This is a genomic window from Larkinella harenae, assembly GCF_054780515.1.
The window spans coordinates 351660-365115 of sequence record NZ_BAAGWE010000001.1 but is presented as its reverse complement, the minus strand read 5'-3'; the positions used below and the strand labels follow the sequence as shown (position 1 = coordinate 365115).

7 protein-coding genes are annotated in these 13456 nt (G+C 51.5%); 3 read left to right on the top strand and 4 right to left on the bottom strand.

Translation table 11 applies throughout. The features are described from left to right. Positions 1-21 precede the first annotated feature (21 nt). Positions 22-3039: a TonB-dependent receptor gene (locus ACYVH9_RS01490; RefSeq protein WP_460634517.1), complete on the bottom strand. Its 3018-nt coding sequence runs from the start codon at positions 3037-3039 to the stop codon at positions 22-24. Between the two features lie 388 nt (positions 3040-3427). Here ACYVH9_RS01490 and ACYVH9_RS01485 point away from each other — a divergent pair, with 388 nt between their 5' ends. Continuing rightward, positions 3428-4501, top strand: a complete 1074-nt coding sequence (locus tag ACYVH9_RS01485) for a mannose-1-phosphate guanylyltransferase (protein ID WP_460634516.1) — start codon at positions 3428-3430, stop codon at positions 4499-4501. 75 nt (positions 4502-4576) lie between these two features. Here the strand turns inward: ACYVH9_RS01485 and thiL are convergent, their stop codons facing one another. Together thiL and ACYVH9_RS01475 are read right to left on the bottom strand one after the other, a co-directional pair. Beyond that, a complete protein-coding gene (gene thiL / locus ACYVH9_RS01480; protein ID WP_460634515.1) occupies positions 4577-5611 on the bottom strand; it encodes a thiamine-phosphate kinase in 1035 nt (344 codons plus the stop codon). 89 nt (positions 5612-5700) lie between these two features. Continuing rightward, positions 5701-6147, bottom strand: coding sequence for a hypothetical protein (locus ACYVH9_RS01475; protein WP_460634514.1), 447 nt, complete (start codon positions 6145-6147; stop codon positions 5701-5703). Between the two features lie 127 nt (positions 6148-6274). Between ACYVH9_RS01475 and ACYVH9_RS01470 the strand changes: the two genes are divergently transcribed. Further along, positions 6275-6532 carry a cytochrome b5 domain-containing protein gene (locus ACYVH9_RS01470; RefSeq protein ID WP_460634513.1) on the top strand — a complete coding sequence of 86 codons (258 nt, stop codon included), beginning with the start codon at positions 6275-6277 and terminating at the stop codon, positions 6530-6532. Positions 6533-6553: 21 nt separating this feature from the next. Then, positions 6554-7423: an N-acetylglucosamine kinase gene (locus ACYVH9_RS01465; RefSeq protein WP_460634512.1), complete on the top strand. Its 870-nt coding sequence runs from the start codon at positions 6554-6556 to the stop codon at positions 7421-7423. Positions 7424-7491: 68 nt separating this feature from the next. Here the strand turns inward: ACYVH9_RS01465 and ACYVH9_RS01460 are convergent, their stop codons facing one another. Beyond that, positions 7492-13350, bottom strand: coding sequence for a putative Ig domain-containing protein (locus tag ACYVH9_RS01460; RefSeq protein ID WP_460634511.1), 5859 nt, complete (start codon positions 13348-13350; stop codon positions 7492-7494). Positions 13351-13456: the final 106 nt, after the last annotated feature.

Here is a 13456-nt window from a genome sequence, read left to right as displayed (position 1 = left end):
GGTTGCAGCCAACAGGAGTTTTTAGCGATTCATCAATTCATCGAACGTCAGCGAAACGTAGTACATGCCGCCTACGCTCGGATTGCCCCAGGCCTGCCTATATAACGTGCCCAGCACATTCGTTCCGCCAACTTTCAGGATGGATTTCATGCCCGGAATCCGTTTGCTCACCTGCGCATCCAGGGTGTTAAAGGCCGGAATTGTGGTTTCCTTACGCAATGTGGCTTCTGTATTGGCTAAAGCCGACTCCCACAGGAAACCGTCCTGATGCCGGAAAACCAAGCTGAACCCCAACCCACTGTTGCGGATATTCCGATTCGCCAAGGAGAGATTATACCGGTATTTAGGCGAATTGAAGAACGTCACAAAACCTTCCGGCAACGAACCGCGATTGGCCAGATCGTTGAAGGATACGTTCCCCCCAATGATAAAGTTACCTGGCAGAAGGTAATCGGCGCTAACCGCCCAGCCGTGGTTTTTTACCTGTGCCGGTGCGTTGACGTACAGGCTGTAAATCGAACGCGTTGTACCGCTGATTAATTGCAGCAATGAAGCCGGGTTGGCAGCCGTAGCGGGTTGTACTCCCTGTACAACGACTTGGGAACCCTCAAAATTCAGGAAATGATTGTAGTAATAATAAGCGTCGATGAACAAGCGATTCTTGATTAACCCCTTGTAACCAATTTCGTACGTTTGAACCCGCTCCGGATCCCACTGCTGCGGCTGGTATTGTTGCAGCGCCTGAGCCGCCTGGGGCAGCGCCGTTCCTGCCTGCAAAGCAGCACCGAATTGCCGCACCGATGCCAATGTGTAAACCGGATTTCCGGCGAAATTATAGCGTTCGCGGAACAGCGGTAACCCGCCAATCAGCCGGGAGTTTGGTGTATTGAGATCAATGTATTGTGCCTGCGTGGTCGGAATCCGAAAACCGCGCTGAAACGACGCCCGAATATTGTGCACTTTAGCCACCGTCAACACCGCCGACAAACGGGGGCTAAATTGCCCCTTGAAATTGTTATTTTTATCGTACCGCACCGACCCCGTCAGCTTCAAAATATTAGCGACGGTTTTGGAAGCCTGGGCGTAACCGCCAAATTCGTTGATTCTGAACTCATTATTATTTTCGTCGAGTGCAAAAATGGTCCCTCCCGAATTCAACGCATATTGCCGAACATTTCCTCCGACAATCAGCTCAACCGTAGACGGGTCGATCAGCTTCCCAAAATTGTACATAAACTCCCCGTGGTACAGGTTCGTCCGATCCAGAAATTTAGCGCCCAGATTCGGTAACGTTCCGGGCAAAGGCCGACCAGCAACGGTAGCCAAAGCCTGTTCAAACTGCGGAGTACCCGGCAAAAACCGTCCCTGATCAGCAGCGGTCCGGGCAGCGGTATGCAAATTGCCGGATACCGCATTGACGGCAGCCAGGGCGGTCTGATAAGCCGTTGCCGGGTTGGTAGCCAGGGCCTGCTGCAAAGCTGTTCCAAAGGTTTGTAAAGCGCCACCAGCGTACGTGAAAGCATATTGCGGAAACCAGGAGCCCACCAAATTATTCTGGTCAAGGCTCGGTTTCCAGGCTTCATTGATCCCTTGTCCCAAAAGACCGATCGCAAACGAATCGCCGGAACGCTCCTGCGTGGTGTAAGCCCGGACAAAGAAGTTGGTCCCGCGCAGTTCGGCTTTATACTGGCCGATGCTGAATCCTTTGATATAGTAACGATCCTGGCCGGTATACGCCGTGGTGCCCGTCCCCCAGTTGGCTTGCAGAATAGCTTCCAGGTTATCATTGAGCCGGTAATGCAGCGCACCATTCAGTTTCAGGCTACTGACTTTGTAGTTGACCAGTTCATTCTCCTGATAGCCGGTCCGCGATACGGTTACGTTAGGAAGCAGAACATCATTAATAATTTGCGTAGCTGGAATTCTGGTGGCTGCTGAAAGCTGATTTACCCCACCAATGATCCGGGCCAGATCGGGCGAAATCAGGGCGATCTGCGCCGGAGGGAGCGGCAATAGTTGCGCAATGGTGCTTTGAAAGGCATTTAAATTGGCACTGGCATCGCCGTAAATGTTAACGCCGTCATAACCGGGATTATTCTGACGGTTTCCGTTGGCCATGTTAAAACCATTCGCGAAACCCTGATCGCGAAAATCGCTTGCCTGCCAGTCCGTTGCATTTATGTACGAGACGCTCACCTTGAAGGCCAGGCGATTATTAAACGCTTTGGCGTACCGAAAACCGGCGTCATAAAAAGGTGTCGTGGCGGTGCTCCGATTGCTGGCCGACATAATGCCAGTTTTGGCGTACGCGCTCAATCCCTGATACTGAAACGGGTTTTTACTCGTCATCAGCAACAAACCGTTGATTGCATTGGGACCGTATAAGGCCGAAGCCGCACCGGGCAGCAATTCGACACTTTCGACATCCAGCTCCGACATGCCGGCAATGTTACCCACCGAAAAGTTGAGTCCTGGCGCCTGGTTGTCCATTCCATCGACCAACTGCACCACCCGGGTATTCCCGTTGGCTCCAAATCCGCGCACATTCACCGAGCGAAAGATCAAACTTTGGGTGTTCATATCAACCCCTTTCAGATTCAGCAAACCGTCATAGAACGTAGCCGCAGGAGTCGATTGAATGGCCCGTATATCCATTTTTTCGACTGTAACTGGCGATTTCATCACGCTTTCTTCCACCCGCGATGCCGAAACGACCACTTCCTGCCCGAGCATTACCTGCTCTTCCAGCTCAATTTTTAACTCTGTCTGGTTATCAACGGCAATTTCCCGGGTCCGGAAACCAACGGATGAAACCACCAGTGTCAGGGGCGGAGGGGTGGTTGTAGTTAGTGAAAACCGTCCTTTCGAATCAGTGATGGTGCCTGCCACGGTCCCCTTCACCGTTACGCTAACACCAATCAATGGGTTCTTACTAGTGCTTTCGGTAATTGTCCCGGAAAGGGTTACTTGCCCAAAACTCCCTGCACTAACCAGACAGAAGCTAAGGAATAACGCGATCCATTTTGTACTTTTGCCCATAATCAGGTATCTGTTTGTCAATAGAAAGAATAATTAAAAGGTTACGCGTAGCGGCAAATTACGACAAATACCAGAATTTAATAATAAATTTAAACCATTCAAGAAAATATTGCACAATAACCTGATTATCAATAAAATACTGTCCTTCTCAAATTTCATCAATCCATCATTTACTCTGTCCTTCCCGATTAATTAACAGAATCATGATAATGCTGGCATTCGTAGCTAGTATTTCTCTGTTATCTTACAAATGGGATGAATCCATTCAAAGCAGGCGTTTTTAATAAGAATGATTGGCCTTCGCTAATTTTTCATTGCATTCGTTGTAGTTTAGAAATCTCATTTTGACTTTATCAGTTGATAGTAGTAAGTAGAAAATTATTTTTTTATGAACCATACTTATGTAATTATTATGGCGGGTGGAGTAGGAACCCGTTTCTGGCCGTTTAGCCGCACCAACAATCCCAAACAATTTCATGATGTTCTCGGAACCGGCAAATCACTGCTGCAGCAAACCGCAGAACGCTTCGACGGAATTTGCCCCAAAGAACATATTTACATTGTGACCAGCGCCGAGTACCAGCAACTGGTAAAAGAACAGCTTCCTTACCTGAGCAACGATCAGATTCTGTGCGAACCCGTTCGACGGAACACCGCCCCGTGCATTGCCTACGCTGCCTATAAAATTGCCCAGCAGGATCCGGAAGCCAACATGGTGGTTGCTCCGGCCGATCACATTATTTTAAAAGAAGATGAGTTCCGGAAAACCATCCAGACAGCCCTGGAAGCTACTGCCAGCCAGGATATTCTGGTGACGCTTGGTATCAAACCCAGCCGCCCGGATACGGGTTATGGGTATATCCAGTACATTCCGGATTCGGATAATATGGGGACAAAGAAGGTGAAAACCTTTACCGAAAAACCGCACCTGGAGCTGGCAAAGCAGTTTCTGGAAAGTGGCGAATTTGTCTGGAATGCCGGCATTTTTGTCTGGAACGCCCGGGCCATCCGCAAAGCGTTTGAGAGTTACATGCCTGAGCTAGCCGAAACCTTTGCGGAGGGCAACTCACTGTATTTCAATGAAAAAGAAACTCCTTTTATCAATAAAGCCTACTCACTCTGCAAGAATATATCCATTGACAACGGGATCATGGAGAAGGCCGACAACGTCTATGTGGTTCTGAGTGATTTTGGCTGGTCGGATTTGGGAACGTGGAAATCGTTGTATGAAGTTTCGGGTAAGGATGAGAACGAAAATGTTACGGACGGTACCCACCTGCTTTATAACGCCAACCATAACATCATCAAAACTCCGAAAGATAAACTGGTTGTTATCAGTGGCCTGGAAGGTTATATCGTAGCCGAATTCGACGGTGTTCTGCTCATTTGCCCCAAAGACGAAGAGCAAAAAGTGAAGGAGTTCGTGGCCGACGCCAAAAACCACGGTACTCACTTTGTGTAGTGATAAACTATGTATGAATTATGAGTTATGAATTGTTTCGCGTCAGCTCATTCATAACTCATAATTCATACCTCATTAAAAGTGCTTCCAACCCTGCGCTTTGATTGGCGTGTATTGGCCAGCTTTGGTCGCCAGTAAAACCGAATCCGGTTGATCGGTCAAATAACCAATTGGGGTAATACGTGCGTGATTTTTCAGCTTCTCAAACTCCTGCGGACGAACCGTAAACAGCAGTTCATAATCTTCTCCGCCGTTCAGTGCAACCGTAATGGGGCTCAGATTCAACTCCGTGGCAACCAGGTACGTAACATCATCGATGGGAATATTTTCGTCGAAAATCACGGCCCCGGTTTTGGATTGGGAACAAATATGTAACAATTCGGATGCCAAACCGTCCGACACGTCGATCATAGCCGTCGGCACCACGCCCAGATCCCGGAGTTCATAAACAATGTCGGTGCGGGCCGAGGGGCGAAGCTGCCGTTCCAGTGCGTAAGCTTTGTCTTCACCGATTTCGGGTTGCATCGTGGGGTCGGCCAAAAAAACCTGTTTCTCCCGTTCCAGCAGTTGCAACCCGCAGAAAGCAGCCCCCAGATCGCCCGTTACACAAATTACATCATTGGGTTGGGCCGTCCGCCGGTACGTGATTTTATCTTTGGCGACCCGGCCCGTTACGGTGACAGAAACCACTAAGCCTGAACGCGACGACGTGGTATCTCCCCCAATCAGATCAACATTGTACGCTTCGCAGGCTGCTTTGATGCCGTCGTACAATTCCTCCACGGCTTCGACCGAAAACCGATTGCTGAGTGCTATGCTAACGGTAACCTGCAACGGGGTGCCATTCATGGCCGCAATATCCGAGACATTGACCGCCACTGATTTAAAGCCGAGGTGTTTTAACGGCGAATACGCCAGATCGAAATGCACTCCCTCCAGCAACATATCAGTCGAAATGAGCAGATAATCGGGCCCTCCTGTGTCAATAACGGCCGCGTCATCACCGATGCCGTAGACGGTTTCCGGCCGGGAAGGCGCTCCAAAAGTCCGGTTAATTCGCTCAATCAGGCCCATTTCGCCCAGCGATTCCAGTTCCGTTCGTGTGTTCATACGTATACTAAAGAAAAAGCCGCTTTCGGTTCGAAAACGGCGAAATGACTGAAACGGTTCTCGGTGGCTTCCCACCAACATACCCTTGCTTACGGATTTGACAACGTATACTTATTCGTCGTACCGCCGGTTTTGCGATCGGCTGTTGTACGCGTTATTTCCAATGAATTGTCCGTTGCCGAACCAATGTTGAATTCGATGGTTGCTCCGTCAGTAGGAGCCGGACTTAGGTTTTTCAAAATGAGTTTGGTATCGCCCTGTACTTCATACTGGCCCGTCGACGTAAAACCATCTACCTGTTTAATGACCACGGCGGGCGGATTGCTCAGATCCAGCGAATACTGTGAATAACCCGGTCTGACGTTACTTGTACCGCCTTTGGTATACACAACAACATTATTCTCTTCAACTTTTTGCGCTGTCCAAGCTTTGGCAATCCGCTCCGACATCGGCTTTACTTTGTTTTGCTTACAACCGGTCAGAATAGTAACAATTCCTAACACAGCCATAAAAGCGATAATAGTTGTTCGTTTCATAAAATGTATAATTAATAGCTCGACTTTGTTCATTAGTAAGCGGTTAAAGTTACGTTTTTTTACGAAATCTGTATTCAATCTTATTCGTAAACGTTGCATTTTTACCCCCTCAACGGTTTTCAAATGGATGAACAGTGACCGCAATGATTCTTTCCTGAAAGAATACACCCGTTCGCAGCTGGCGCTTCGCAACGGTTCTGACCGCGACGAAATATGGTGCGCCTACCAAGGCATTATTTACGACGTGTCGTCGAGTCGGCTCTGGCGTAATGGCAAACATTACGAACACTGGGCCGGGCAGGACCTGACCAACGAACTCCCGGATGCCCCCCACGGCGAATGGGTTTTTGGCCGCTTCAAAGCCATCGGAAAACTAATTACTTAATCCGCAATTTACAGCTCAGAAATGATTCTTATTGCCGACAGCGGCTCCACCAAAACCGACTGGCGAATGCTCTCCTCCGACGGACAGATCGACCAGGCCCGAACTATCGGATTTAACCCGTATTATCAGGACAGTGCCGCCATCGCTGCCGAATTGCAAACCAGCCTCTTACCAGCCATTAAGGAAACGGTAACGAGCGTATTTTATTACGGTACCGGCTGCAACAGTGACCAATCATGTGGTGTGGTGGAACAGGCCATTCGAACGGTTTTTCCAACCGCAGAAACCGTTGCGGTGAGCAGCGACTTGTTGGGGGCCGCCCGGGCGCTGTGTCACCACGATGTGGGCATTGCCTGCATTCTGGGAACCGGCTCCAATGCCTGTCTGTACGATGGGCGGGATATTGCGCAACTCAGCGGCACGCTGGGCTTCTGGCTGGGCGACGAGGGCAGTGGCGGCTATTTGGGAAAAACCTTGGTGGTGCGGTATCTGCACGGGCAGTTACCGGCAGAACTGGCGGAAAAATTTCGGAAGCGCCACCCCAAGCTGGACCGGTTGACGGTGTTGGATCACGCCTACAAACAACCTTTCCCAAACCGGTATTTTGCTTCGTTTTCGAAATTCCTGTTCGACAATCGCAGCCATCCGGCCGCTTACCAACTCGTTTACGACGCTTTTAGTCTGTTTTTTGACACCTATATCCGCAAATTTCCGAATGCGGAGCAGCTACCCATCCATTTTGTGGGTTCGGTGGCATTCTATTACAGCGACATTTTGCGGCAGGTGGCCAACGACAAGGGGTTGACCGTCCGGCGAATTCTGGAAAATCCCATTGCCGGCCTGACCCTTTACCACCAGGATGCCCGTGCCTCGGCTTCTACAGAACCCTAAACCAACACCTTGATTGGGCATAAAAAAAGCACCTGGTGACCAGGTGCTTTTTAGTTAATAGCTTAACCCTACTGTTTCAATACCTTAATAACTTTTAAAATACCGGTACTGTTCTGAATTTGAAGAAAATACATACCCGTTGGTAGGTGTAGCGTCTGCACATCAAGCGTTACTTTTTGCGGATTGGCCTCCACGGCTTTTTCCCGCAATTCCCACTGACCGCCATTTACCGACGACAACGAAAACTTGAATGGCACTCTTTCCGTTTCAGCCAAAACGCTGTGCGGTAGTGTCAGGTTAATTTCATTTTCTACCGGATTCGGATACACCACCCACGCATCGCCAGCGGTTTCAGCATTTCCAGCAACTGCGCCGATCCGTCCGCCATTTTGCACAAATGAGAAGGCAATACGCTGGGTAATGATGGTTTCGCCACTGCCGTTGGCACCGGTATAGGCCGATATCCGCAGTACGTATGAACCCGCCAGCGGCTTGAACCCCTCGTCGTCGCCAAAGGCACCAAAAGGAGCCTGATTATCCACGAAGTTGTTGGAAGCGGGTCCCGTCAGCTCAAAAGCGATACTTCCTACCGGCACGTTCGAGGTACAGAAGAAATTGACACGGTCCGGCAAATTACCCAGCCCAATGGTGTTGTTATTTGTCAATTCCTGAATACTTTGACGCGCTGCGGCATTACCGGCTTTCATCAACTGAACGGTGAGCTGAGGCTCCCGAACTGTCAATTTAAACGACGTGCTGGACACTTTCTGATCCGTTGTCGTACTTTTCACGACAACGGTATAGTCCCCCGCGTTCTGCGGCTTGCCGCTCGAGGTTCGGCTCGACGGATTGTATACAATTCCTTCCGGCAAACCGCTCACGTCGAGCTGAACCCCCGCAGCGGTTTCGGGTAAGGTGAACGTATAAAACAAGCCTTTGGTAATTACCTGATCGCTGATCGGATTTTTACCGGTTCCGCAAGTGGTGGTGTAGCTGTATTTTACGATTTTCTGGCTCTGCCGTACTTCGATATCAAACGTAATGCCTTGCCGCATGGTGATGTATAACGTATGCGTTGAGGTCGTCGTCCAGTCAGTAATGCCAACCGCTTTGTATTCAATCCGCGTATTATCGCCACCGCTGGTCCGGAATGTAATTCGCCCGGTCTGGCAGTCGTATTCGGGAGCCAGCACTACCAACGGCGAATCGGTAGGCGTATTCGGGGTTGTTGTTGAGCCGGAATTGACTGTCAGGGCAAGCTCCAGACTGGTTTTGGCCCCCTGGCTATCCGTGGCAGTGTAAGTCAGGCTGTAGCTACCCGCCGTAGTGGCCGTACCGCTTACCCCCCGCGTGAGCACATCAAACGTCAGTCCGGCGGGCAAACCGCTCAGGCTGTAGGTCAATCGGCCCCCTTCCGGGTCGGTGAATACCGGCAAAATCGTCAGAAACCTGGTGTTCACCGTTGTCGTCAGGTCAGCCACCACCGGAGCTACCGGGGCCTGATTGGCCACAGGCGTAGTGCCCGGATTTGTCGGCGTGGTCGGCGTAGTGGGCTCCGTCGGGGTGGTGGGTGTTGTCGGCTGGGAGATCCCTTCACAGGTCAGCGTTTTGGGTGAGCCACTCAAAGCGAAGGTCGATCCTTGAACACGGGCCCAGAAAGCATAAGTCTGCCCCGTTCGCAACTCCGTAGCGGTGGTCCAGTTATAACCGTGGCTCCCGTTACCTTTGCCTGCATTTTTCAGATCCTGCCGGAAAATATTGGCTTCTATACTCCCCACCACCCGAGCAGTAGCCAGGCTGGTGCCCACCAGAAACTCCACCGTCAGCGGAACATTGGGCCGGTCCTGATCCCACACCCAGCCCGCAACAGCATGGCAACTCACCACATCCAGGAAGCCCTCAAAATTACCTTTGACCGGTGGCGTAGTCGGATCATTGGTTACTGGCGGTTTTACTGCCGTACCTGACGAAACAACCAAGGCAAGCTCCAGACTGGTTTTGGCCCCCTGATTATCCGTGGCAGTGTAAGTCAGGCTGTAACTACCCGCCGTGGTGACTGTGCCGCTCACTCCCCGTGTCAGGGCGTCAAACACTAGGCCTGTCGGCAAACCGCTCAGGCTGTAGGTCAACCGGCCCCCTTCCGGGTCGGTGAAGACGGGCAAAACCGTCTGAAACCTGGTGTTCACCGTTGTCGTCAGGTCAGCCACCACCGGAGCTACCGGGGCCTGATTGGCCACAGGCGTAGTGCCCGGATTTGTCGGCGTGGTCGGCGTGGTGGGCTCCGTCGGGGTGGTGGGTGTTGTCGGCTGGGAGATCCCTTCACAGGTCAGCGTTTTGGGTGAGCCACTCAAAGCGAAGGTCGATCCTTGAACACGGGCCCAGAAAGCGTAAGTCTGCCCCGTTCGCAACTCCGTAGCGGTGGTCCAGTTATAACCGTGGCTCCCGTTACCTTTGCCTGCATTTTTCAGATCCTGCCGGAAAATATTGGCTTCTATACTCCCCACCACCCGAGCAGTAGCCAGGCTGGTGCCCACCAGAAACTCCACCGTCAGCGGAACATTGGGCCGGTCCTGATCCCACACCCAGCCCGCAACAGCATGGCAACTCACCACATCCAGAAATCCTTCAAAATTACCTTTTACCGGTGGCGTGGTCGGATCTGCTACAACGATTAACTTAAACGTAAGTTGCCCAATTTCATTTCCTTTATCATCAACGGCTTTGATTGCCAAAACCGTGGTACCCGCCTTAAGAGGAACTCCCGCAATGGTACGGTTTGCCGCCGTATACTGCAACCCATCCGGCAAACCGCTGACCGTGTAAGACACACCGGTACCGGCATCCGGCAATTGATACGAGTAACTCTGTCCCACCATGATGGTCTGATCAGCCAGGGTCGACGAACCCGGCGTTGTGCAATTAGTGGTATAGGCCAGGCTAACTTCCCGATCTCCCTGGCGAGCCAGCAGGGTAAGATTAGCGCCTTTCAGTTTATCCTGAGCCAGGGTAAAGGTCGGGTCGCTTTTCCAGTCGGCAACACCCCGGATAGAATAGGACAGCGCGCCCCCATTTCCACCTTCGGTCCGGATGGTGAGTTGTCCGTTCTGGCAGTTTAATGTTGGTGACAGCATGGCCAGCGGTGCTTCTGCGGGCTTCTGAACCGTAATAACGAATGAGTCTTCCGCTTTCGCACCGCGTTCATCGGTGGCCGTTACCGTCACGGTTGTGGTTCCGGCCTTGGTTGGTGTTCCGGCAATGGTACGGTTTCCCTTGTCATAGCGCAACCCCTCTGGCAAGGTACTGACGGAGATTTCCAAAGCCGTTGAAGCCAGGAACGTTTCCAACGGGATGGTGAGCGTAAGTGACTGGCCGACCGCATACGTCTGATCGTTCATCGGTTGAGCCACCACCGGAGCGGCATAGGGTCTGCAGGGTGTTGTGTAGGTAAAGCGAATTTCTTTACCATTTTGCCGCGCCTGAAGCTCGAACGTAACACCATTGCGGAGCCAGGGCTGAATTGTAGAGTTCGGATTGGTAGTCCAATCCGTGATCCCAATCGAGCGGAATTCAATTTTGGTACCATCGCCCCCACTCGTGCGGAACGTGATCTCTCCGGTTGTACAGTCAACGATGGGTTCGAGCATGATTAATCGCTCGCCCGACGAAGGGCCATTGATGGTAAACTGAACGTCGGTCGAAATACTTGCTCCTTTATTATCTGTGGCCTTTACCTTGATCGTTATGATTCCGGCAACTTCGGGAGTTCCTTTGATGGTCCGGCTTTCGGCTTCGTAATATAGCCCCCTCGTTAATCCAAATACTTCCAGTGAAACGATTTCACCATCCGGGTCCCTGAAAGTTTCGTTCGGAATGGTGTAGCTAAAACCCTGGCCAACCGTAGCTGTCTGCGCAGGAATAGCCCGGTTGACAACCGGCGGCTTGTTGACTTCGTCCTGCTTGACCATCGTTAGCCTGAAGGTAGTGGTCACGCTGGTTCCCTTATCATCTGTTGCCTTGAGCGTGATAACCGCCACCCCTTCCGCCGTGGGTTTGCCACTGATGGTATAGGTATTGGGATCATACCCCAACCCGGCGGGCAAATCGAGCGCCTGGATGCTGACAATCCGGCCATCCGGATCCTTGAAGGTTTCACCCGGAATACGAAACGAATAATCCTGGCCAACCAGGGCCGTACGATCCTCAATCGGTTTTGCAACAACGGGCGGCTGATTTGCATTCTGCCCCTGTACGTTGATCTGGAACTGTGTGGTAACCGGCGAGTTTTTGTTATCAATCGCCCGAACCGTTACGGTGATTGAACCCGTCGCGTTGGGAGTTCCGAAAATTCGGATTCCATCCGCCGAAAGTCCCAACGCGGGCAACCCCGACGTAATTTCAATTTTAGTAATCGAGCCATCCGGATCTTCAAATGTAGCGGGAGGAATGTTGAATTCGAACGGTCTTTCTACATAGGCAGTCTGGTTCGGAATGGGTTCCCGCACCCGTGGCTCCTGGTTTGCATTATCTTCCAGCCAGTCTTCGTTGATGACAATATTAACAGGTCGGCGGCCATTCTGGTTGTACGACCGCGACCACTGGTCTCCGGCGCGCCCCTGCGAATCCGTTACATCATCCCGCACCATCGACGACAGCTTGTAATCCGTATGACTGGCGGGTTGTACCTGCGTAACCGGCTGGTTGAGCAAACCCTGATTCACCACTTTCTGAATCACCTGATTCAGCGGTTCGCGCGCTTCCCAGGCACCGAAGTTGGCCAGCGTAACCATGCGGGCGCCGTGCTCAAAACTTTCCGCAACCTGCTGGTAAAAGCGATCTACTGACACGGTTCGGTAGTACATTCCATCGACTTCATTGCAAATCCAGGCACCGGGCCGGACGTTGCTCCGCACAATATCCATCGAAAAGCGGTGGTTGTAATCCGGACCATCATTGATTTTAACGCCGTCTGCGTTCTGGGCCAGATTCCGGAACGCAAACGTACCACGCAAACCGCTCTGGCGATCCCAAACGCAACCGTGCTGGTTCACCACCTGAATCGAACCGTTCACTTCTTTAATGGTCCGGTTGGTTTCATCGATAAACCGCTTCAGCATCAAGTGCCGAAACACGTACCAGTCTTCCCCCCAGCGTCCCCGGTTAAAGGAGATATAAGGATCCTGCTGGTTGTGTGGCGGAGGAGAAACCGCTTCCCAGCGGCTGAAGTCACTGCCCCAGCGCCGGTTCAGGGCATCAAGCGAAAACCGGCCCTGCAACCACTGCCGGAATCCCTGCCGCATAGGCTCGCTGTAATCGAATGGAATGGGGTAGGTGGTGTCGCCCCGGCCGTTGCGGGGCGAATATTCGGCTTCCTGAATCGGCGAAGCCACCGTTGACATAAACAGCAGATTATCCTGTTGCTGGAGGTATTGGTAACGCTGAGTTACCTCGCGGACAAATCCTTTTACCAGTTCAAGCGTTGGCTGGTGCGCAAAACTGAACTGAATGGCCCCGCCAAAATTCATCCGGGTTCCATCGCCCGCTTGCATGGATTCTTCCGTTCCCCAGAAACCGTTGACAAACCGGGGTTCACGGGCCGTGTGGATACGAAGCGCTACTTTCATTCCCATGCGTAGGGCCGTATTGACGTGCGAATCGACCACGTGCCAGTTGGGGGCGCTGTTCCGGGTATTGTATACCTGATCCCAGTGAACGGATATTTCGGCCGAGTTACACCCCATGCGACCTGCGTTCTCAATCCGTTCATCGTCAATTCTTGGGTCAGTTTCGTAACCGAAGATAACAATGGTCAGATAGCGCTGCCGCTCCGGAATTTTAGGAGCAGTCGCCAAACCCACCGATGGCGTTTCGGCAGCGATAACCGCAGTATGGGGTATAATTAATCCAAAAATCAGTAAAAGCCTAATCAAGCCTTTTGTTAAACATCTAATCATCAGTGGGTTTATCTAATTACAGGTTGATTTTCTTTGAAAAAATTAATCACAAAAAGTCCCCTTTACGAGAATGGCGATAGCC